The organism is uncultured Roseibium sp., from assembly GCF_963675095.2.
Lineage (GTDB): Bacteria > Pseudomonadota > Alphaproteobacteria > Rhizobiales > Stappiaceae > Roseibium.
Map to the genome: position 1 here is coordinate 86,434 of NZ_CAXXSJ010000004.1, position 20,271 is coordinate 106,704.

General features: G+C 60.3%; 23 protein-coding genes. 7 read left to right on the forward strand and 16 right to left on the reverse strand.

Annotated features, from left to right (window positions below; translation table 11 throughout):
- Positions 1-71 precede the first annotated feature (71 nt).
- The 7 genes from sucD to ABIN98_RS02110 form a co-directional block, all read right to left on the reverse strand.
- Positions 72-980 carry a succinate--CoA ligase subunit alpha gene (gene sucD / locus ABIN98_RS02080; protein ID WP_346893669.1) on the reverse strand — a complete coding sequence of 303 codons (909 nt, stop codon included), beginning with the start codon at positions 978-980 and terminating at the stop codon, positions 72-74.
- Positions 981-1,502, reverse strand: coding sequence for a hypothetical protein (locus tag ABIN98_RS02085; protein WP_346906960.1), 522 nt, complete (start codon positions 1,500-1,502; stop codon positions 981-983).
- A gap of 8 nt (positions 1,503-1,510) precedes the next feature.
- Entirely contained in the window at positions 1,511-2,704 is a 1,194-nt protein-coding gene (gene sucC / locus ABIN98_RS02090; protein ID WP_346906962.1) for an ADP-forming succinate--CoA ligase subunit beta, read from the reverse strand.
- 69 nt (positions 2,705-2,773) lie between these two features.
- Positions 2,774-3,736, reverse strand: a complete 963-nt coding sequence (gene mdh / locus ABIN98_RS02095; protein WP_346906963.1) for a malate dehydrogenase — start codon at positions 3,734-3,736, stop codon at positions 2,774-2,776.
- 173 nt (positions 3,737-3,909) lie between these two features.
- Positions 3,910-5,070 carry a cell division protein ZapE gene (zapE, locus tag ABIN98_RS02100; protein ID WP_346906965.1) on the reverse strand — a complete coding sequence of 387 codons (1,161 nt, stop codon included), beginning with the start codon at positions 5,068-5,070 and terminating at the stop codon, positions 3,910-3,912.
- Between the two features lie 205 nt (positions 5,071-5,275).
- Positions 5,276-6,049: a hypothetical protein gene (locus ABIN98_RS02105; protein ID WP_346906967.1), complete on the reverse strand. Its 774-nt coding sequence runs from the start codon at positions 6,047-6,049 to the stop codon at positions 5,276-5,278.
- Between the two features lie 75 nt (positions 6,050-6,124).
- Positions 6,125-6,643 (reverse strand): protease inhibitor Inh/omp19 family protein, encoded by a 519-nt coding sequence (locus tag ABIN98_RS02110; protein ID WP_346906968.1) that lies wholly within the window; start codon positions 6,641-6,643, stop codon positions 6,125-6,127.
- 183 nt (positions 6,644-6,826) lie between these two features.
- Between ABIN98_RS02110 and ABIN98_RS02115 the strand changes: the two genes are divergently transcribed.
- Complete coding sequence (locus ABIN98_RS02115; protein ID WP_346906970.1) at positions 6,827-7,441, forward strand: GNAT family N-acetyltransferase; 615 nt, start codon at positions 6,827-6,829, stop codon at positions 7,439-7,441.
- 295 nt (positions 7,442-7,736) lie between these two features.
- Here the strand turns inward: ABIN98_RS02115 and ABIN98_RS02120 are convergent, their stop codons facing one another.
- Entirely contained in the window at positions 7,737-8,192 is a 456-nt protein-coding gene (locus ABIN98_RS02120; RefSeq protein WP_346906972.1) for an ArsR family transcriptional regulator, read from the reverse strand.
- Positions 8,193-8,420: 228 nt separating this feature from the next.
- On the opposite strand from ABIN98_RS02120, the gene ABIN98_RS02125 reads away from it, so the two are divergent.
- A complete protein-coding gene (locus ABIN98_RS02125; RefSeq protein ID WP_190292456.1) occupies positions 8,421-8,801 on the forward strand; it encodes a rhodanese-like domain-containing protein in 381 nt (126 codons plus the stop codon).
- A 6-nt stretch (positions 8,802-8,807) separates the two neighbouring features.
- On the opposite strand, the gene ABIN98_RS02130 is transcribed toward ABIN98_RS02125, so the two are convergent.
- The gene (locus ABIN98_RS02130) at positions 8,808-9,164 is read right to left on the reverse strand and encodes a carboxymuconolactone decarboxylase family protein (protein WP_346906974.1); all 357 of its coding nucleotides are present in this window, start codon (positions 9,162-9,164) and stop codon (positions 8,808-8,810) included.
- 240 nt (positions 9,165-9,404) lie between these two features.
- Here ABIN98_RS02130 and ABIN98_RS02135 point away from each other — a divergent pair, with 240 nt between their 5' ends.
- The 3 genes from ABIN98_RS02135 (at position 9,405) to recQ (ending at position 12,741) form a co-directional block, all read left to right on the forward strand.
- Positions 9,405-9,782, forward strand: a complete 378-nt coding sequence (locus ABIN98_RS02135) for an MAPEG family protein (protein WP_346906976.1) — start codon at positions 9,405-9,407, stop codon at positions 9,780-9,782.
- Positions 9,783-9,898: 116 nt separating this feature from the next.
- Positions 9,899-10,783, forward strand: coding sequence for a 1-acyl-sn-glycerol-3-phosphate acyltransferase (locus ABIN98_RS02140; RefSeq protein ID WP_346906978.1), 885 nt, complete (start codon positions 9,899-9,901; stop codon positions 10,781-10,783).
- A 95-nt stretch (positions 10,784-10,878) separates the two neighbouring features.
- The gene (recQ, locus tag ABIN98_RS02145) at positions 10,879-12,741 is read left to right on the forward strand and encodes a DNA helicase RecQ (protein ID WP_394701403.1); all 1,863 of its coding nucleotides are present in this window, start codon (positions 10,879-10,881) and stop codon (positions 12,739-12,741) included.
- On the opposite strand, the gene ABIN98_RS02150 is transcribed toward recQ, so the two are convergent.
- On the reverse strand, positions 12,738-13,256 hold the full coding sequence (locus tag ABIN98_RS02150) for a hypothetical protein (protein ID WP_346906980.1): 519 nt from the start codon (positions 13,254-13,256) through the stop codon (positions 12,738-12,740). The genes recQ and ABIN98_RS02150 overlap by 4 nt on opposite strands.
- Before the next feature lie 78 nt (positions 13,257-13,334).
- Here ABIN98_RS02150 and ABIN98_RS02155 point away from each other — a divergent pair, with 78 nt between their 5' ends.
- On the forward strand, positions 13,335-14,147 hold the full coding sequence (locus tag ABIN98_RS02155; RefSeq protein ID WP_346906982.1) for a LytTR family DNA-binding domain-containing protein: 813 nt from the start codon (positions 13,335-13,337) through the stop codon (positions 14,145-14,147).
- Positions 14,148-14,154: 7 nt separating this feature from the next.
- Here the strand turns inward: ABIN98_RS02155 and msrA are convergent, their stop codons facing one another.
- The 5 genes from msrA to ABIN98_RS02180 all read right to left on the reverse strand — a co-directional run bounded on the left by msrA (position 14,155) and on the right by ABIN98_RS02180 (position 17,458).
- Positions 14,155-14,796, reverse strand: a complete 642-nt coding sequence (gene msrA, locus ABIN98_RS02160) for a peptide-methionine (S)-S-oxide reductase MsrA (protein WP_346906984.1) — start codon at positions 14,794-14,796, stop codon at positions 14,155-14,157.
- A 125-nt stretch (positions 14,797-14,921) separates the two neighbouring features.
- The gene (locus ABIN98_RS02165; RefSeq protein ID WP_346906986.1) at positions 14,922-15,299 is read right to left on the reverse strand and encodes a VOC family protein; all 378 of its coding nucleotides are present in this window, start codon (positions 15,297-15,299) and stop codon (positions 14,922-14,924) included.
- 36 nt (positions 15,300-15,335) lie between these two features.
- A complete protein-coding gene (locus ABIN98_RS02170) occupies positions 15,336-15,719 on the reverse strand; it encodes a VOC family protein (protein WP_346907178.1) in 384 nt (127 codons plus the stop codon).
- Positions 15,720-15,852: 133 nt separating this feature from the next.
- Positions 15,853-16,644, reverse strand: coding sequence for a nucleotidyltransferase domain-containing protein (locus ABIN98_RS02175; RefSeq protein WP_346906988.1), 792 nt, complete (start codon positions 16,642-16,644; stop codon positions 15,853-15,855).
- Between the two features lie 34 nt (positions 16,645-16,678).
- Positions 16,679-17,458, reverse strand: a complete 780-nt coding sequence (locus ABIN98_RS02180; RefSeq protein WP_346906990.1) for a suppressor of fused domain protein — start codon at positions 17,456-17,458, stop codon at positions 16,679-16,681.
- A 278-nt stretch (positions 17,459-17,736) separates the two neighbouring features.
- Between ABIN98_RS02180 and ABIN98_RS02185 the strand changes: the two genes are divergently transcribed.
- Positions 17,737-19,410: a hypothetical protein gene (locus tag ABIN98_RS02185; RefSeq protein WP_346906992.1), complete on the forward strand. Its 1,674-nt coding sequence runs from the start codon at positions 17,737-17,739 to the stop codon at positions 19,408-19,410.
- A 63-nt stretch (positions 19,411-19,473) separates the two neighbouring features.
- Here ABIN98_RS02185 and ABIN98_RS02190 read toward each other — a convergent pair whose 3' ends face one another.
- Positions 19,474-20,256, reverse strand: coding sequence for a succinate dehydrogenase iron-sulfur subunit (locus ABIN98_RS02190; RefSeq protein ID WP_346906994.1), 783 nt, complete (start codon positions 20,254-20,256; stop codon positions 19,474-19,476).
- Positions 20,257-20,271 lie beyond the last annotated feature (15 nt).

A 20,271-nucleotide genomic window follows, 5' to 3' on the forward strand; every position in this document is an offset into this window, starting at 1 on the left:
TCGTTCCAATCCTGTCACTATGCCTTACGAAACGTAAACAAATTCCGTCCCGCCTGGGGCATAAATATTGGTCAGCCCTTCAGGACTTCAAGAAGCGTCTCGCCAAGCTTCGCCGGAGACGGCGAAACTTTGATGCCGGCCGCTTCCATGGCCGAGATCTTGTCTTCCGCGCCGCCCTTGCCGCCGGAGATCACGGCACCGGCGTGACCCATGGTGCGGCCCGGAGGGGCGGTCCGGCCCGCGATGAAGCCGGCCATCGGCTTCTTGCGGCCCTTCTTGGCCTCATCGATCAGGAACTGGGCGGCTTCTTCTTCCGCGGAACCGCCGATTTCACCGATCATGATGATCGACTGGGTTTCGTCGTCGGCGAGGAACATTTCCAGCACGTCGATGAACTCGGTGCCCTTGACCGGGTCGCCGCCGATACCGACAGCGGTGGTCTGGCCGAGGCCGGCGTTGGTGGTCTGGAACACGGCCTCATAGGTCAGCGTACCGGAGCGCGACACGACGCCGACAGAGCCCTTCTTGAAGATGGAGCCCGGCATGATGCCGATCTTGCATTCTTCAGGGGTCAGGATGCCCGGGCAGTTCGGGCCGAGCAGGCGCGACTTGGATTTTTCCAGCTTCGCCTTGACCTTGACCATGTCGGCCACCGGGATGCCCTCGGTGATGCAGACGATGAACGGGACTTCCGCGTCGATCGCCTCGATGATCGCCGCACCGGCGCCTGCCGGCGGAACATAGATCACGGAGGCGTCTGCGCCGGTTGCTTCCTTCGCTTCACCGACGGAAGCAAAGATCGGCAGGGTCGCGGAGGCGTCGACACCGGAAGTCCAGGTTTCGCCGCCCTTCTTCGGATGCACGCCGGCGACCATCTTGGTGCCGTAGTACTGCAGCGCCTGTTCCGTGTGGAACGTGCCGGTCTTGCCGGTCAGGCCCTGAACGATGATTTTCGTGTCTTTATTGACGAGGATGGACATTCATTCGTCTCCTACGCGGAGCTGATGGCTCCAGATTTTCGTAACGTGATGTTCCGCGTTGTAGGCAACCGAGATAAGAACCGTGGCCTTGTTCTTGTCGCCCCCGACCCAACCCACATCTTCCCAGCCGTCGCCGGACTCCAGGGGACGCTCGTCGGAGCGGTTCAGCTTTCCTCCGAGAATGTCGATCACCCGGCTGACAAACCGTCGATCGGTTCCGTAAGTCGAAACCGACAAATAAAGGCTGTTTGCAATCGGCGGATGCAGATCCTGATCCAAGATTGCGAACAGCGTTTCCGACCGGTCAGCGTATTCAAGGTAACGTTTATCTTCGGCGTTATGCTTCGATATCAGCTTGAACCCGACGCCTCTGAAGTACGCTTCAGCTGCAGAGTCATCGGGGACAAGCTTGCGGAACTCCCAAAAGACATTGGCTGCATATTCCGGCGTGAAGGCACTACCGGAAACCGCCGCGGAAGGCGCCAGAAAACAGAGCATTGCTATCAACGCTTTCCGCAGCATGCTGCCAATTATCCCTTGACGGCTTTCACAATCTTCTGGGCGGCGTCGTCGAGATCATCGGCGGCGATCACGTTGAGACCGCTTTCGTTGATGATCTTCTTGCCGAGTTCCACGTTGGTGCCTTCCAGGCGGACAACGAGAGGAACCTGCAGGCCGACTTCCTTCACGGCCGCGACCACGCCTTCCGCGATCACGTCGCAGCGCATGATGCCGCCGAAGATGTTGACCAGGATGCCCTTCACGTTCGGATCGGAGGTGATGATCTTGAACGCGGCCGTCACCTTCTCCTTCGAAGCGCCACCGCCGACATCGAGGAAGTTCGCCGGCTCTGCGCCGTAGAGCTTGATGATGTCCATGGTCGCCATGGCCAGGCCCGCGCCGTTGACCATGCAGCCGATATCGCCGTCGAGAGCGACATAGGCGAGGTCGTATTTGGACGCCTCGATTTCCTTGGCGTCTTCTTCGGTTTCGTCGCGCAGGGCAACGATGTCGTCGTGGCGGAACAGGGCGTTGCCGTCGAAGGACACCTTGGCGTCGAGAACGCGCAGACGGCCGTCCTTCATGACGATTAGCGGGTTGACCTCGAGCAGGCTCATGTCTTTTTCCATGAACGCCGTGTAGAGGATCGGGAACAGCTTCATGCCGTCTTCGCGGGCAGCACCTTCAAGCTCCAGCGCATCGCAGAGCTTGCCGGCATCGGCCGCAGTCACACCGGTGTCCGGATCGATCGGCAGGGTGACGATCTTGTCCGGGGTTTCCTCGGCAACGGCCTCGATGTCCATGCCGCCTTCGGTGGAAACCACGAAAGCCGGACGGCCGACGGTGCGGTCGACCAGGATGGAGAGGTAAAGTTCGCGCTCGATGTCGGCGCCGTCTTCGATGTAAAGACGGTTGACGACCTTGCCGGCCGCGCCGGTCTGCTTGGTCACCAGCGTGTTGCCGAGCATTTCCTTGGCGTTGGCGATGACTTCGTCAAGCGTGAACGCGAGGCGGACACCGCCCTTGGCATCCGGGCCCAGTTCCTTGAACTTGCCCTTGCCGCGGCCACCCGCGTGGATCTGGGACTTCACGACCCAGAGCGGTCCGGGAAGCTTCTTCGCTGCGGCCTCCGCCTCGTCGGCGGAGAAGATAGCGACGCCTTCGGCGACAGGCGCGCCGTATTCCTTCAGCACCGCCTTGGCCTGGTATTCATGGATATTCATGCGTTTCCTCCGGTTGCGGAGGACCGCCGCCGTTTGTCAGGCGGCGATCATCGGGTTCCGTCTGGCGGCTCAGGCGAGCGCCGGCTGGATCTTCTTGCAGGCCTCGACGAGACCCTCGACGGATGCGACAGACTTGTCGAACATCGCCTTTTCATCCGCGTTCATATCGATTTCGATCACGCGCTCGACGCCGTCGGCGCCGATGACCACGGGCACACCGACGTAGGTGTCCTTGAGGCCGTACTGGCCGCTCAGGGCCGCCGCGCAGGGCACGACGCGCTTCTTGTCCTTGAGGTAGCTTTCCGCCATGGCAATGGCGGAGGAGGCCGGAGCGTAGAAAGCGGAGCCGGTTTTCAGGAGGCCAACGATTTCCGCGCCGCCGTCACGGGTGCGCTGGACGATTTCCTCCAGGCGTTCCGCCGTGCACCAGCCCATCTTGACCAGGTCCGGCAGCGGGATGCCGGCAACGGTGGAATAACGGATCAGCGGCACCATGGTGTCGCCGTGGCCGCCGAGCACGAAGGCCGTCACGTCTTCCACAGAGACGTTGAATTCGTCGGCGAGGAAGTAACGGAAGCGGGCGCTGTCGAGCACGCCGGCCATGCCGACGACCTTGTTCGCCGGCAGGCCGGAGAACTTCTGCAGGGCCCAGACCATGGCGTCGAGCGGGTTGGTGATGCAGATGACAAAGGCGTTCGGCGCGTATTTCGCGATGCCGGCGCCGACCTGTTCCATGACCTTCAGGTTGATTTCGAGGAGATCGTCGCGGCTCATGCCCGGCTTGCGGGGAACACCTGCGGTGACGATGACGACGTCGGAGCCCTCGATGGCTTCGTAGTCGTTCGCGCCGACGAGCTTGGCATCGAAGCCGTCAACCGGTGAAGATTCAGCCAGGTCCAGCGCCTTGCCCTGCGGAACACCTTCCGCAATATCGAAGAGAACAATGTCTCCAAGTTCCTTCAAGCCAGCAAGATGAGCGAGCGTACCGCCGATTTGACCTGAGCCGATCAAAGCAATCTTGTTCCGCGCCATATCCGAAAGTTTCCCTTTACGTAAGATGGAACCTTATGCCATCCGCTGATGACGGGGATGGCACTACTCCCTTTGGCTTCCCTGCGCAAGCTAATCTAAAGACTATTGCGCCTGAAACTCCAAATTCCTGTCTGGACTCACGCTGAGATCATTGACCTATACGTAATGTATACTCAGGATTGTCCGTGATGATTTTCTCCCGTCAGGTAGGCCTCCGATCGCATCTCGATCAACCGGGAAACGGTCCGGTCGAATTCGAAGGCTTCCGTCCCGTCCGGCGCCACGTAAAGCCCGGTCGGTTCCGCCTCGGCCGAGATGATGACCTTCACCCCGCTGTCGTAAAACGTGTCGATCAGGTTGATGAACCGCTTGGCCTCGTTGCGGCGCGGCTTGTCCATGACCGGAATATTCTCGATAAACACCGTCCGGTAGGCATGGGCTATCCGAAGATAGTCCGAGGCGCCGAGAGGGCGGCTGCACAGTTCCTCGAAGGTAAACCGTGCGACACCGGATGCAACCCTGCCGACCGGAATCTTCCGTCCCTTGTTTTCCAGTTCTTCCTCATGGGGTGTCACACCATTGGTGAGCCGGTGCCACAAGCCCTGTATCTTTTCGTCCGCTTCTGTCCCCAGCGGTGTGACATAGACCGGCGCTCCCGCCAGCTTGTCCAGGCGGTAGTCGGTCGGACTGTCCAGCTTGGCGACCTCGACATGGCGGGTCAGAAGATCGATGAAGGGCAGGAACAGCTGCCGGTTGAGCCCGTCCTTGTAGAGGTCCTTCGGGTCCACGTTGGACGTCGCCACAACAACGACGCCGAGTTCGAACAGCCGTGCGAACAGACGGCCGAGGATCATTGCATCGGCGATGTCGGTGACGGAGAATTCGTCGAAGCACAGAAGCCGGGTCTCGACGGCGATCTGCTCGGCGACGGGCACGATCGGATCGTCGCCCTTGACCTCGCCCCGCTTGAGCGCCTGCCGGTGGGCGTAGATGCGGTCGTGGACGTCGGCCATGAATTCGTGGAAATGCGCCCGACGCTTGCGGCGGATGACGGTGACCTCGAAGAAAAGGTCCATCAGCATCGTCTTGCCGCGTCCGACGCCGCCCCACATGTAGAGGCCGACCACTTCCTTCCAGAGATCCTTGTTGCGGCCGAAGAGCCAGCCGAGCGAACTTTTCTTGGAGGCGAGCCGGACCTCTGCCAGACGGCTGTTCAACAGATCGAGCTTGCGGACCGCTTCGATCTGCGCGGCGTCCCGGGTGATTTCGCCCGTGGCGACCAGCGCATCGTAGCGCGCTTCCAGCGCCCGGTTGACCGGCAGTTCGAGTTTCAAATCTGGCGCTCCATGCGAGAATGCCACATCCGCAGTGCCGGCGGTTCGGACGGCGGGTACAAATTGTCGCATGGCGAATACGGTCTATTGCGCCCGGATGCAAGGCCGGGCGCCGACCTAATCGGTTGATTGGCTAAAAATAGTTTTCATACGGCTGAGACGGTCCCCCAAAAGGCGTACCCGTACCCGGTCTTTCAACAGGGACCTATTCCGGAAGGAGCTTTGCAATCCGTCCGGCCTGCAGTTCCTGGAGATACAGCAGCTGGGCGACCAGGTCGCGTTCGGTTTCATCCTCGAAATTCGCCTTCCGGCCCCGGCCGTCGGTCAGAAGCCAGGCATTGCCAACCTTGACCGCATCGCATTCGACGGGCGTCGTCCGGTTCAGCCCCAGGGACACCAGCAGGCTGCTGTCATTTTCCGAACCTTCGTCCTTCATCGCCTTTCGCAGGCGGCTGTAGCAGTGCTGGACGGAATCGGCCGGAAAGATCAGGGAACTTGGCTCGCCTTCCCTCAGGCTCACCGCTCTCACAATTCCGGGGCCTTGAGGAATATTCGTTGCCGAACAGGGGACCTTGTGCAGATTGCCGAGCGTGGTCCATTCCGCACGCAGCGTGACCGTCACCGGCTGGCGAAGGGCGGGCATGGCCTTGGCCAGCCGCCGTTCCGCATCGCTACTTTTTTCCCGCGCCTGCGGCCGCGCCGTGCCGTTGCTGCCGGCAAGCGCGGTTCCCCCGATCCGCAACCGCCGGAACACGACTACATTGCGGTTGAGATCGGTTCTTTCGACCCGCCAGCCCGCATCGAGCCACGCATTCTGATGGACAAGAGGGCCGCCTGAATTCGCCCACCACGTGCGATGTTCGCGCGCGCTTTTAGGCAAATGAGATCCAAGAATATCTTCGACATCGTCGAGTTTGGCGGCCCAGACCACATCTTCCAGGCGTGCCAGGTGTTCACGCAACGGATCGTATTTGGACATGTCTCAGCTGTCTCCCTTGATAAAACAAGTTTACAGCTTGGACGCGTATCGTCTAGTAAAAAATACCTTAAGTTGTTAACGGTAAAGCGACGCTGGGACACCCTGCGCGGTCTGTCCGTTGAACTGCTGCGCGGTGGTTGCGTAAAGCTGCGCAACGGTCTGTCCGCTCCCATCCTTCAGCACCACCTGCTTTCCGCTCAGGTCCCAGGCGGAAATTCCGCTCAGGAGCGGGCTGCTACATCCGCGGGTATTGGCGCGGTAGCCGCCGGACCAGGTGGTCAGCGTCATGAAGGCCATGCAATTGTCGCCACCCGAACTCAGCTTCCAGCCGCCGAGCATGTCGCTGCGGCTCACTTCAATCGCCCCTGTCGGTTCGGAAATCGTGTTTGCGGCGACATCCGTGCCGGTTGCCGTATCGCCGTAAGGACCGCCCGGAACGGATCCGTCAAGCGGCTGCAAGTCCCCCTGACCGACCGGTGTCGTCGGTGTCGCCGGCAAAGGAGCGGCGTATTGCCGGCTTCCCGAAAATCTCTGGCATCCCGTCATGCCGACCAAAATACACAGCCCGACAACAATCGTCGCATTCCGCATCATATCGTTCCGTCCCGTTCCGCCGCGACCAATCTTTACCAAGTCTTAGCCCACAATTGATGAAAACGCCAAAACCCGACTCAAGTCTAAGAGTTGCGCTATTGAAAAAGGCCAGATACGGCCTTTATATGACTTCTAACGTCTGGGAGGACGCCTTGGGAGGGCTATTTTTAACAGGAGCCTTCCATGCTGCAGTCCGCCAAGACATGGTTCCGGACCAAACAGCCAAAGAACGGTAACGCAGCGTTTTCCGCGCCTTCCGGGACGATTCGCCCCCTCCGAGGCGATGAAAAGAACGCCTTTCGCGATCTCCTTCTGCGCCTGGATCCGGAAAGCCGGCGAAACCGGTTCGCGATGACGGTCGATGATTCGTTCATGGTTTCCTATGCGGAGACCAGTTTCGCGCAAAGTCCGGTCATTTTCGGCTATTTCGAAGACGGCGTCCTGCGCGGAACCGCGGAATTGCGCCCCCTACCCGAACCACATATGGCCGAAGCCGCTTTTTGCGTGGAAAAGGACTGGCGCCGCCATGGCGTCGGCACCCGGTTGATGGATGCTCTCCTGAACGAGGCGCGCGATCTCCAGATCGAGCACATCTATATCAGCTGCCTTGCGGCCAATCACACCATGCAGGCCCTGGCGCGCAAGTTCGCCGCCAGACTGACCTATCAATCCGGCGACATGATCGGCCTGATCAAGGCGCCGAAGGCGCGCATGAAAGACTGGATCCGCACCAATGTGACACGCGCGTTGTCACAGCCGCGCAGGCTGGCCTCGGCCGTTTCCGGACAGCAATCCTAGAGCTTTTTCCGATCAATTTGGGTCATTTGATGAGGATATCCGGTTCACTCGGCAAGGCGCGTCGCGAAGCGCGATACGGCGTATCGGGCAAGCGGCGCAACGCTGCCGATGGGCCGGATATCCTCACCCAAAAAACAACTGGACGATGTAGAAAGAAGTCAGACAGGGGCCGGGCGATTTCGCCCTCTGGCTTCGTTGGTCCACCCTTGTGGTGAGTGACACCACGGCGGGCGAACCGCCTTCCCAGAGAGCAAAATCGCCTCGGTCAAATGACCCAAATTGATCGGAAAACGCTCTAACCGGCAAGAGCTCTATGGACCGCTTCTGGATGCACGGGCGGATCCAGAACCTCATCGATCGCGCCACAGACCCGGCGAAACATGTCGACGCAAGTCTCGAAGGATTCCGGGCGCGGCAGCGCGTCGGCGATCTTCCAGACATCGATTGCCGGCGCATCGCCCCACAGGGCGCTCAGATCGCCTTTCGGCAGATCCGCCAGATAAATGATTCGATCAAGTGCCGGCGCAAGCGGCTGGAGGAACACGTCCAGGCTTTTCGGGGTCAGCCCGTCCGTCTGCATGCCATGGGCGGACAACAGCCGCCGGGCCGCCGCATGCAGTTCCAGAGCCGGCACGAGGCCGGCCGAAAAGGCCCTGACGATGCCGTTACCCCTGGCGTTCATGTAGGTTTCCGCGAGCGGGCTCAGGAATGCATTGTCAGAGCAGACGAACAGCACGGTTGTTTTGGACACCGCGAACCTCCGTATTACCGTTATGCGAATCGCCCCAGCGCACCGGCACCTCCTCTACCCGCGGGTTTGGAAGAGAATGTGACACTCTTGGCTGCAAAAACGGAATTGAGATCCCGACCCAATCAATTCCGGTTTCAACGCGGGCAGACGCTCCTATATCTTCAATAATTCGGATATAACAAACCGACGCTCATCCTCAGTCATCCCAACCTGAAAAGGACCGCACCCATGGCGGAAACGGAAATCATCAACGGCGGAACGCTGCAGACGCTGTCAGTCGCCGAAGTCAAGGAAATGTATGACCGCAACGCGATCGTCCTGATCGACGTGCGCACCCCTTCCGAATACGATTTCGAGCACGTGGGTGGCGCCCTTCTGGCCCCCATGTCGGCGTTCGACCCGGCCCGTCTGCCAGGCTCGCCGGAAGACCGCCCGATCGTGCTTTACTGCGGGTCCGGCATGCGGTCGCGGAGAATGGCGGAAAAATGCCTGGCCGCGGGCTTTTCGAAGATCGCCCACATGGCCGGCGGCTTCAATGCCTGGAAACAGGGCGGCAACGGCTATCTGGGAACCGATCCGTCGACCGGTGCCCATGTGCCGCGCCCCTGACTTCGATCAGTCTTCCGCCTTCGGTGCAAAGGCATCGAAGGCGGCCAGCGCCTCGGCACCGTAAATCATGGACGGGCCGCCGCCCATGTAAACCGCAACGCCGATCGTCTCCATGACCTCTTCCCGAGTCGCGCCGTATTTCGCGGCGGCCTTGGCGTGATAGGCAAGACAGCCGTCGCAGCGTGCCGTGATGCCGATGGCAAGGGCGATCAGTTCCTTGGTCTTGGAGTCCAGCACACCGGGCGCAATCGCCGCGCGGGCGACTTCGTGAAATCCCTTGGTGACCCCGGGAATTCCGCCGCGCAGATCTGCCATGCGCTTGTCGGTCTGTGAAATGAAGGATTGCCAATCGGATACGGACATGTCTTCCCCTCCTTGGAGCGTGTTGCCCGCAGGTCCGTCCCGACAGGCAAATGTAATTGCGCTATACCAACCGCGATTGGGCGCGGCCTTCGTTGATTTCACTCAAACGATGTGCCGATTATTCGATCCCGTCTCCTATTCATTCCACCGCGGCCTTGTCCCGCCCGCCATTAGACCCGACCTTAACCCGCAGGTCGCAAGCCGGCCTTCACCCCACTCGTTCAAGGAAGAGGAACTCCCGTGCCCGTTTCCGTCTGGTGTATTCTGATTGCCGCGATCCTGCCCATGGCCGCCGCGCTTCCGGCGAAGTTCAACAAGGACTACGACAACGCCAATCCCCGTAATCCGGACTTTTGGCGCGACGGCTTCCGCGCGCGGTCGTATGCGGCCCAGGCGAACGGTTTCGAAGGCTTTCCTTTTTTCGCCATCGCCGTGATCGTCGGCCTCGGCCAGGGCGGCGATCCTTACTGGATCGACCGGCTCGCTGTCCTGTTCATCGCCATGAGGCTCATCTACACCTTCTGCTACTGGACCGACCGGGCAACGCCCAGATCGCTCTCCTGGGGCGTCGGTTTCCTGTCGGCCGTGGCGATATTCACCTCTCCGGTCTGGAGCTGATTCCGTCGCAATGGGCGGCGCCATGGTTCCGCCTGCGATAACTGGTATTTGCGCCGGGCCGCGGCATTCGGTAACCATGCTGCAATAAGAACCAACGAAAGACCCAAGGACAGTTCGTGCCGACGACCGACCAGACGACTGCGGCATTGCAGGCCGACCACAGTCAGCCGCTGCAAGGCGAGATGCATATTGTCGACACGCTGATTGCGGAACGCGGCGAAAAGGTCATGTCCAGCCCTTGGTGGCCTTTGATCCGTCCGATTGCGCACAAGATCCTGCGGTACCGGTCTGCGGTCGACATGGCCGACACCATCGGACCAATGGAACCCAAGGCGGTGTTCGATCACTTGAGCGACCTCCTGACCCTGAACATGACGACCCTCGGCCTGGAGCGGGTTCCGGCCAGCGGACCGGTGGTGCTGGTCTCGAACCATCCGACCGGCATCGCCGACGGGATCGCCCTCTACGACGCCATCAAGCCGCGGCGCACGGATCTGGCCATCTTCGCCAACAGGGACGCCATCCGCCTCAATCCGCGCCTTGCGGACATGATCGTGCCGGTGGAATGGCGCGAAGGCTTCAAGACCCGCGAGAAGACCAAGGAAACGCTCCGGATTGCAGCCAATGCCTTTTCCAGCCAGCGGGTGGTGGTGCTGTTTCCCTCCGGCCGGCTCGCCTATTGGCACGATGGCAAGCTGACCGAACGGCCGTGGATGAGTTCCGCCCTGGCGTTGGCGCGCAAGAACAATGCGCCGATCATTCCGATCCACATGGGCGGTCGAAACTCGGGGCTTTTCTATTTCCTGGCGCGGGTGTCGACGGAACTGCGCGACATGACCGTCTTCAACGAACTTCTCAACAAGAAGAACGCGGCCTTCCGGGTCCATTTCGGCAAGCCGATCGGCCCGGACGCGCTGGAAGGCGATCTCGCCGAACTGACCGAACGCCTGCGCGTCCACTGCGCGGAGACCTTGGCGAGCGAACCGGACGCGGAATTTTGATTTGGACCGTTCGTTTTCTTAAATCATCCACAGACCGTGATTGCCCAAAGTCCGCGAATAAGAGATGGTTCGGCAAGACTTAAGGAATCATCGGCTTGTCCTCCATTCAGCCGCTTCGAACCGAAGCTCCGGAAATTACTGCGCTCTCCGACCCCGCAGACGTTCTGCGCCGGGTCTTCGGCTATGACGCCTTTCGCGGGCGCCAAAGGGAAGTCGTGGACACCCTCGTCGCCGGGCAGGATGCGGTGGTCCTGTTTCCGACCGGCGCCGGCAAGTCGCTGTGCTACCAGATCCCGGCCCTGTGCCGGCCCGGTATCGGCATTGTCATTTCGCCGCTGATTGCGTTGATGAAGGATCAGGTCGGCGCGCTTCTGGCCGCCGGTGTCCGTGCCGCGGCGCTCAATTCCGCGCTGTCACCGGACGAACAGGACGCGGTGCGCGCCCGGGCGCTTGCAGGTGAGCTGGATCTTCTCTACGTGACGCCGGAACGGCTTGCGACAGAGAGCTTCCGCCGGTTTCTGGACACGCTCCAGATTGCGCTGTTCGCCATCGACGAGGCGCATTGCGTCAGCCAGTGGGGTCATGATTTCCGCCCCGAGTACCTGACCCTGTCTTCTCTGGCGGACCGGTATCCGGGCGTGCCGCGCGTGGCGCTGACGGCGACCGCCGACCCGCACACCCAGGAAGACATTCTCAAACGCCTGAAGCTGGAGGAGGCGGATGTCTTTTCCACCAGCTTCGACCGTCCGAACATCCGCTATGAAATCGTCGAACGCACCAACCAGCGCCAGCAGCTTCTGGACTTCCTGACCCGCCACAAGGGCGAGAGCGGGATCGTCTACTGCCTGTCGCGCGCCAAGGTGGAGGACATCGCCGAGTGGCTGACGTCGAAGGGCATCCGCGCGCTGCCCTATCATGCCGGCCTTGCGCCCGATATTCGTGCCGCCAACCAGGACGCCTTTCTGCTGGAGGAAGGCCTCTGCCTTGTCGCCACGGTTGCCTTCGGTATGGGCATCGACAAGCCGGATGTGCGCTTCGTTGCCCATCTCGACCTGCCGTCTTCCGTGGAAGCCTATTACCAGGAGACCGGCCGTGCCGGTCGGGACGGAGCGCCGTCGGAAGCCTTCATGGCCTATGGCATGGCCGATGTGGTCCAGCGCCGGCGGATGATTGCCGAAGGCGATGCGCCGGACGAGATCAAGCGGGCGGAAAATGCCAAGCTGAATGCGCTGCTCGGCATTTGCGAAACCGCCGGCTGCCGCCGCCAGGCGCTGCTCGCCCATTTCGGCGAGACCTATCCGGAGCCTTGCGGCAATTGCGACACCTGCCTGTCGCCGGTGGAGACTTGGGACGGGCTGGAAGCGGCACAGAAATTCCTGTCCGCGGTCTATCGGACCGGCCAGCGGTTCGGCGCCGGTCATGTAATCGATGTGCTGCTCGGCAAGGAAACGGAAAAGACGACCCGCTTCGGCCATGACCGCCTGTCGGTCTATGGCGTCGGCCAGGAGCATTCCGCCAAGACCTGGCAATCGGTCGCCCGCCAGCTTGTCGCCGGTGGATTGCTGGATGTCGACCACGCCAATTTCGGTGCCCTGATCCTGACCGAGGAGGCCCGTGCGGTGTTCCGGGGCGAGCGGGAAGTCCTGCTGCGCAAGGACCGGGGAACGGCGAGCCTGAAGAAGACCCGCGACAAGCATTCCGCGTCGCTGGCCGACGACCTCGAGGCGGAAGACCGGCTGCTCTTCGAACGCCTGCGCCGGCTGCGCACCCAGATCGCGCGGGACGCGGAAGTGCCGCCCTATGTGGTCTTCCCGGACGCGACGCTGGCCGGCATCGCCAAGGCAAGGCCGGTGTCCCCTGACGCACTGCTTGCCGTTTCCGGCGTCGGCCAGACCAAACTGGAGCGCTACGGCGAGGCCTTCATCGATCTGGTCGAAGCCTTCGAGGCCGGGGTTTAAGCTGTCTGTCGTAGCCTCCGGCGTGCAGCCGCCTTGCCGGTCCGGAAATACGCGATCACGCGGAAAGCCGTGTAGCTCGTCGACAGGCTGCTGATGCCCCCGGATACGATCTGGAACGCCGGACCGGCTTTCGCTGACGGGTCGACGGCACTCAGGACCGCCAGAACGTAAAAAGTCACGAACGTCGCCGGGAACAGGAGGGCTGCAAAATAATCGCTCCGGATCCTGTATGCGCCGTTCTCTTCCATCGTCGTCCCGCGCGCTGGCTTGAGTGCCAGCAACGCGCCGGCGGCTACGATCGTTCCCATGGCAAGGCCCTCCAATACCGGACCGGTGATTTCGACACGCGCCAGGCGAACGGCCGCCAGGAGGAAAAACAGGACGGGGAACACAAGCATCACCACCGGTCTTGCGGCGCGGTCCCGGGTCTGCTGGTAACTGGCATAGCAGACATAGATCAGAACGCCCCATACCCACAAAGGCGTGTGTTTGACCATTTCGACGAGGAATATCATCCGCTTCTCTCTCCGATGCTCTAAATGCGCTAAGACGGAAGAAGAGAAGCCGCTACAGCATTGTCCGAGCAACGCGAGATGAATGAACGCCCCGACAAATTCGCCGAATGCAACGCGTTACAATTCGCGCTTCGTGAACTGCAGGATGCATTTACAGCGCCGAGGACCTACGCGATCCTGATCGGCATCGTCGCGGTTCTGGCCCTGTCCGGTCCCTTCGGCACACAGCAGGACCTCAGCCTGCCCGGACGGCTCGGGTTCTGGCTCCCGATCGTGTTCGCGGGCTTCGCGGTCGGATACCTCGCGGGATCCGCCGTCGGGAGATGGGGCTCGAAACGGGGGTATTCGAAGCTGTTCGCCTATACGCTGGCCGGGCTCGCTTCCGGGGTCAGCGTCCTGCCGGTCGTGCTTGCGATCAACCTGATCCTGCTCGGCAGCGACATTACCGAGCCGGTCTATCTCCTGCGGCAGCTGGTCAATTGTTTCGTCATTGCCGCTGTCGTGACCCTGAACATGGCGGTGTTTTCAAAAAGCGACGGCAAAGCGGCACCGCCCTCCTCCGCGTCCGACGAACCGGACCGGCTGATCCGCCGTCTACCACTGGAAAAGCGCGGCCGGATCGTCTCAATGTCTGTCAACGATCACTACGTCGAGGTCACAACGACCCGTGGAATGACGTCTCTGCTGATGCGCCTGAAGGATGCGATCGATGAGGTGGACCGGACCGACGGCCTGCAGATCCACCGGTCTCACTGGGTGGCGCTTAAAGCGATCCGGCGGGTCAAACGGATGAACGGCAGCGTGATCGTGGTCACCGAAGACATGTCCGAACTGCCGGTCAGCCGGACCTATGTTCCGGCCCTGAAGGACCGCGGCCTGCTGCCCTCTTGAGCGATATCTACGATCCGTGGTGCGGCAGATCCTTATAGGCCTCCGCGCCCCAAACCGCCTTCACCCGCGCATCGCGGCCGCAAGCCTTGCGGTAGCCCTTGTAGGCGTCGGAGCGCTTGACGTAGCCGAAGCGGGTCAGCGTGCGGACACTGCTCTTGTAGTAGTCCTGGTGATAATCTTCCGCCGGCCAGAAGACCGCCGGTTTTTCGACCGGCGTCACGATCTTTTTGCCCAGATCCTTTTGCGCCTCGGCAATGGCGGCCTTCGCTTCGGCTGCCTGCTTGTCGTCCAGCGGGTAGATCGCGGTGGAATAGCCATGACCGCGGTCGCAGAACTGGCCGCCCGCATCGGTCACGTCGATGGTACGCAGGAAGAGGGCGACAAGATCGCGGTAGCTCAGTTGGGTCTCATCGAAATCCACCTTGACCACCTCCCGGTGATCGCCGTCGTGATAGTTCCGGTAGGTGGGATTGTCCGTCGTTCCGCCGGCATAGCCCGAGATGACCTCTCGCACGGCGGGCAGGCTTTCCAGATCGGATTCCACGCACCAGAAGCAACCGCCGGCAAGGACCGCGGTTTCGGCCTTCGCCGGGAGAACGGTCGGTGCACTGGCGACGGCGACGAGGGCAGCAAGGACTAGGGCACGCATGGGCTGGGACCTCCTGGGTTTTCCGGTTCCAGACCTAGGCCAATCGCGCGTCAACGTCACCCTCTGAAAGCTCCGGCTCGCGCGTGTTTGATGGCGCGTGAACGGCGTGGACACCGCCGGAGTCCTCAATCGTCCCAGACGTTGGCGTTTTCCTCAAAGTCCGGGCGCTGTGGGTCGACGACGCAGAAGCGGTGCCCGCTCGGAGCCTCCATCACCACCCAGGCCTTGCATTTCCCGACTTCGGTGGCGCCGAGCCGCTTGAGCCGATCAACCTCGGCGGGAATGTCGTCGGTTTCAATATCGAGATGCACCCGCGGGCTGTGATCGACGGATTGCAGCAGCACACGCAACTCCGTGTCCGGTCCCTGAAGGTCGATGTACCTGGGGTCCTTCGGCCGGTCTTCCGCGACCCGTCCAAGGGCGTTCGCCCAGAAGGCCCCGTATTCGCCGAGATCGCCTTCCTGGCAGTCGATGACCGCCACCGCCAGTCTGCTCTTGTGCATGCCGGTGTCCTCCTGTTCCAAACCCGTTCTCGGCCTTCATTCCGGGCGATGGCAGACCGCCTCGATGTTGTGGCCGTCCGGATCGAGCACGAAGGCGCCGTAATAGTGTTCGTGGTAATGCGGCCGAAGCCCGGGGGCGCCGTTGTCCCGGCCTCCGGCGGCCATTGCCGCCTCATAGAACGCATCGACCTTGTCCCGAGAGAAAACGGTAAAGGCGACATGGAGCGTGCCGGTAAGCGGCTCGCCAGTTCCGATCCAGAATTCAGGATGCTCCCTGCCGAAGCCGCAATGTGCGTCACAGCCGGTCATCTCCGGCGTGACCTCCATCAGGACTTTGATATCAAGCGGTGCCAGCGCCTGTGCATAAAAGGCCTTCGACTTTTCAAAATCGGAAACCGCGAAACCGACGTGATCGAGAATGCCCATGGGACCCGTTCCTCGCTAAAAAATACCAGGAACAAATAAAGAACATTTAGACGCATTCCGCAAGATCAAAACGGGTGACGCCTCCCGGCAAAGGAAAATTCCAATTCGTTTCAATTGGCTTCGGTCGTCAGACCGGAGCCAGTTCGCGCGACCAGTGACGCCAAAATTCATCGACAACGGCCTCGCGATCGGACGCGGAGGGTGCAGCAGAACTCCAGGGTTCCAGACGTTGAAACGCTGAGAAGAGGAAATCCGCCAAGGCCGGATCCAGAAGTCCGGTACCGATTTCCCCGCTTTGCGCCTTCAATTGCAGCAGGTCGTCGATTTTTTCAGAGACATGCTCCGGAACATCCGCCGACGCCCGCAATTCATGAAAATTCATCGGCGCGACGGCCGCATCCGGGTTTGCTTCCAGCCAGAGAATGGCCATGAGCGGCCGGAGTGCATAAAGAACCTTCTTGAGGGCAACCGGCTCGCCGGGTGTGATGAACCGTTTCATCTGGTTCTGCGCCAGATGATAATAATGCTTGCCGATCAGCCTTCTGTCGCAGACGTCCTCCGCCAACTGCAACGCGGCTTCCCGAAAAGCCTCATTCTCCTGATAGGCAAAGGTCGATCTGAGCCATTCGACAATCACCGCATTGCCGGCAAGCATCAGGCGCAGCGCCTTGGAAAGCTCCCAGCCGTTGATATCGAAGACCTCGGTCAGCGGTTCCTCGATGACATCCCGCCGAGGAAAAAGGGTGAAGGTTTCGGCAAGCGGCCGGACATAGACGAACCGGCAATCGTAGTCGCTGTCCGGAGACGGAAATCCCCAGGCCCGGCTGCCGCTTTCGATGGCAAGCGGAATCGTGACCCGCTCCTGCGCTTCCAGCGTCGTCAGCCGGGACCGGATTTCGGCAACTATCGTTTCGTCCATGGGAACCTGATGGTGGGAGACCTGAGGGAGCGCCTTATTTTTTGGTCAGTCCGCGAAGAAAGTCCAAAACGTTGTTCGTGCGGACAGCGCTCGGACGGGAGATATCAAGCAGCTCGGTGACACCGGCGCGATCGAAGGCATCGGTCAGTGCGTCCGTTCCCTGCTGCAGCTTGACGTCTCTTTCGTCATCGTAAAGGAACACCACGCTCAGAAACGTGAGGTCGCGGCCGTTCTTCAGCTTCATGTTGTATTGCTCCGGCTGCCAATGCACCGGCACCAGAATGAGCGCGTTCGAAAGCTTCGTGTTGCTGGAATAGGGTTCGGCGGGATCGCCATTCGGAAAGGAATGGCCGTACCAGATCCAGCTTTCGTACTCGTGCGGAAATCTGGCCAGCCACTGCAGCATTTCGACGGGCCAGAATTTTCGCTGGTCCTCGACCACGTCAGCTGCAACCATCCCCTTCTCATCGGCAACGAACCAATCCTCGGGAAGCAGCAGGACGAGTTCGGCAAGTTCCACCCCCTCCGGATCCTCCAGACCGTCCGGAACCGTCATCGGCAGGTCGCTCATCCCGCTCGTCACCAGCGTCCACCATTCCTGCCCCGGCCGCGGCGGGAAATACAGGACATCGATGTGGACCTTGTCGGAGTCCGTTTCGTGGAAAACGCCCGTGTTCTCGCCGAGAAAGCCTTCCAGGAAATCCGTGATCTCGTCCAGGTTCCTGCCTTCGCCTTCCGGGCTGCGAAACTCGTACTCGTGACCTTCGTACCGAAGGACCCTCGATCCGCCCGGCGTCATCTCATCCTCGGACATGGCTCCTCCCGCGCTCATCATCGAAAAAAACACGCCCAGAAGGCCGAAGGCCATTCCCCGGAAACACCGATGCATCATGAGGCGTCACTCTATTTCCAGTATCAGAAAATCAAATCACTCTTTTTGGGAACAATGGCTTACCACGCCCCGTCATGCAATTTCGATGTTTGGGATAAATGGAGAAAACCGGCCCGAGAGGAGTGCTTCGAACACACCAATTGCAGTTCTTTACGAACTTAATAAGCGCGCCTTAATGGTTGCGACATTAGGTTGTGAAAATGTTGCGATACACACCCATTTCGTTGTTTTTCTTCGTCGCGGCCGGTGCTGTTTACCTGCTTCAGCTATTTCCCGGGACAGGCATATTCCTGATGTTTGCCGGAGCAATGTTATGGTCCGTTGCACTCATCAATTTAGGCATGATCGGAACTGCACTAGAAGCAATAGTCAGGGCCAAAATGCTTTGGTGGCTCTCGTTGCCAATTGTATTTTATGGGGTGTATTGGACAAATTTCGCGGTCGAACACCAACAGCTGGCAGGGCTTACCCGGTCCTTCGATACAGCCAATGCAAGTGTGGCAACCGGATTTAATCCGGAAAGCCAGGAACTTGTTTTTAACAATGAGAAAGACGCGGCCTGGATCGTTCGAAACTATGACATCGCGCGCGTCTACATTGTGGATGCAAAAACTGTCACTGGCTATCGCTCCTTTCGATTGGTGGATAAATCCGTTTGCACGCGGGTTTCGGACAATGGCGGCGCTTTACGCGACGCCGACATTACCATCCAATTCCTCCCTGCAGATCTTCCTTCACGACGTTTCGCGAAAATCGATCACCTTTGCCTGCTATCGATGCCTGAGACGCCTTTAAAGGAACCGGTAAGAGTCTCGAAAACCCGAAACCAAAAAAAGGAAGAAGGCCTCCTTCCCACCGTCCAACATCAGATCTCAATCGAATTCCCCGACGGGCGACTTTTCGAGATCCTCGGAGGGACGGCCGCCCCGCTCACCTTTTTCCCGCAACCGATCTTGGGTTGCGGCCTGAATTCATCAAAGCCAGCTTGGGAATGCATCCAGGCTTTCAGACGGGAACCTCCTACGCCTATCCTTTCCGGGACGAGTAAACAGTACCGGGACCTGGAAGCGACCGCCAAGGCGCTAGATCTCGCCGCAGCCGAACCCGAATTGCGCGACGGCGCCGATTCATCGGCCTTGCTTACGCAAATTTCGGAAATTGAAGAAACCGCGTTGTCTCATCAGCTCGGGCGCCTTCAGGAAATGATGTCGGACCCAGTCTCCGCTAAGCCCCTGCGCAGCTTTGAGCTTATGTTAAGCCGTCCCGAAGTCCTCAAACTTAAGGCACCCGCGATTATGGATGCGCTCGAGCGCGTTGCCGAAATAACCGGAAAGGGACAAGGCCACGCCCCAAGAAATGGCCGACAGCTCGCCCGCCTTATGGCGCAATTGCCGCTGCTGGAATTCTTCAGATACGGCGACCGCATACTGGCCCTATTTTCCGCTGCCGACGACAAGCATTGGCTTTGGAAGGTCGACCCGCTTGTTCGAAAATTGGGCTATCTGGGAACAGCAGCCCTGCCTGTGTTATCCGACGAAAAACTGTGGCATAGGCACAGTTCGGTCGCAAACGAAGCTTTCGAGGCAGCATGTATCATCGGTGCCCCCGGCCGGGCGATTTTGGAACCGCTTCTTCTAATGGCCTGGGACGAAGAGGGGCCTTCAACCGGCTCCCGACCAGAAATATTTATCGCATTACGCCGCCTTGGGGCGACACCCCTACCTTTTGAGAATGACAAGTTTGATCTTTACAACAAACTTGTCGCCGAGTGGGTCGATATCAGTCCGGACTCACCCTTAGGCGTCTGTGATGTTAGCAAAGGGCACGGAATTCGGAAGCGAATAGCAAGAGACGCTCTGCGAAGAAAGCCTTGAGTCGTTTGCCAACGAAAAAGGCCGCCCGGAGGCGGCCTTCCTGATTGATATTCCCTAGCGCAATTACACCCGCCGTTCGACCATCATCTTCTTGATCTCGGCAATCGCCTTGGCCGGGTTCAGACCCTTCGGGCAGGCCTGGGAGCAGTTCATGATGGTGTGGCAGCGGTAGAGCCGGAACGGGTCTTCCAGGTTGTCCAGGCGCTCGCCGGTGGCCTCGTCACGGCTGTCGATCAGCCAGCGGTAGGCCTGCAGCAGGATGGCCGGGCCGAGGTAGCGGTCGCCGTTCCACCAGTAGCTCGGGCACGAGGTCGAGCAGCAGGCGCAGAGGATGCACTCGTAGAGGCCGTCGAGCTTGGTCCGGTCGTCGTGGGACTGGAGCCATTCCTTTTCCGGCGCCGGCGACACGGTCTGCAGCCAGGGCTCGATGGAGCGGTGCTGGGCGTAGAACCGGGTCATGTCCGGCACAAGGTCCTTGACCACCGGCATGTGCGGCAAGGGATAGATCTTGACCACGTCGCCGGCAACCTCGTCCATGCCCTTGGTGCAGGCGAGCGTGTTGGTGCCGTCGATGTTCATGGCGCAGGAGCCGCAGATGCCTTCACGGCAGGAGCGGCGGAAGGTCAGCGTCGGGTCGATCTTGTTCTTGATGTAGATGAGCCCGTCGAGCACCATCGGACCGCAGTCGTCGGTGTCTATGAAATAGGTATCAACGCGCGGGTTCCGGCCATCGTCCGGGTTCCAGCGGTAGATCCGGTATTCGCGCAGGTTGGTCGCGCCGGCCGGCTTGTCCCATACCTTGCCTGCCGTCACCTGGGAGTTCCGGGGAAGCGTCAGCTGAACCATTTTTCATCGCTCCGC

Excerpts from the sequence above, each read along its gene's own strand:
- ABIN98_RS02125 (WP_190292456.1), top strand. The coding sequence starts at position 8,421 with ATGGCGGAAACGGAAATCATCAACGGCGGAACGCTGCAGACGCTGTCA.
- ABIN98_RS02110 (WP_346906968.1), bottom strand. The coding sequence starts at position 6,643 with ATGATGCGGAATGCGACGATTGTTGTCGGGCTGTGTATTTTGGTCGGC.
- ABIN98_RS02130 (WP_346906974.1), bottom strand. The coding sequence starts at position 9,164 with ATGTCCGTATCCGATTGGCAATCCTTCATTTCACAGACCGACAAGCGC.
- ABIN98_RS02085 (WP_346906960.1), bottom strand. The coding sequence starts at position 1,502 with ATGCTGCGGAAAGCGTTGATAGCAATGCTCTGTTTTCTGGCGCCTTCC.
- ABIN98_RS02190 (WP_346906994.1), bottom strand. The coding sequence starts at position 20,256 with ATGGTTCAGCTGACGCTTCCCCGGAACTCCCAGGTGACGGCAGGCAAG.
- msrA (WP_346906984.1), bottom strand. The coding sequence starts at position 14,796 with ATGCGTGCCCTAGTCCTTGCTGCCCTCGTCGCCGTCGCCAGTGCACCG.
- ABIN98_RS02165 (WP_346906986.1), bottom strand. The coding sequence starts at position 15,299 with ATGCACAAGAGCAGACTGGCGGTGGCGGTCATCGACTGCCAGGAAGGC.
- ABIN98_RS02150 (WP_346906980.1), bottom strand. The coding sequence starts at position 13,256 with ATGATATTCCTCGTCGAAATGGTCAAACACACGCCTTTGTGGGTATGG.
- ABIN98_RS02115 (WP_346906970.1), top strand. The coding sequence starts at position 6,827 with ATGCTGCAGTCCGCCAAGACATGGTTCCGGACCAAACAGCCAAAGAAC.
- ABIN98_RS02155 (WP_346906982.1), top strand. The coding sequence starts at position 13,335 with ATGAATGAACGCCCCGACAAATTCGCCGAATGCAACGCGTTACAATTC.
- ABIN98_RS02180 (WP_346906990.1), bottom strand. The coding sequence starts at position 17,458 with ATGTCCGAGGATGAGATGACGCCGGGCGGATCGAGGGTCCTTCGGTAC.
- sucD (WP_346893669.1), bottom strand. The coding sequence starts at position 980 with ATGTCCATCCTCGTCAATAAAGACACGAAAATCATCGTTCAGGGCCTG.
- mdh (WP_346906963.1), bottom strand. The coding sequence starts at position 3,736 with ATGGCGCGGAACAAGATTGCTTTGATCGGCTCAGGTCAAATCGGCGGT.
- ABIN98_RS02175 (WP_346906988.1), bottom strand. The coding sequence starts at position 16,644 with ATGGACGAAACGATAGTTGCCGAAATCCGGTCCCGGCTGACGACGCTG.
- ABIN98_RS02185 (WP_346906992.1), top strand. The coding sequence starts at position 17,737 with ATGTTGCGATACACACCCATTTCGTTGTTTTTCTTCGTCGCGGCCGGT.
- sucC (WP_346906962.1), bottom strand. The coding sequence starts at position 2,704 with ATGAATATCCATGAATACCAGGCCAAGGCGGTGCTGAAGGAATACGGC.
- ABIN98_RS02105 (WP_346906967.1), bottom strand. The coding sequence starts at position 6,049 with ATGTCCAAATACGATCCGTTGCGTGAACACCTGGCACGCCTGGAAGAT.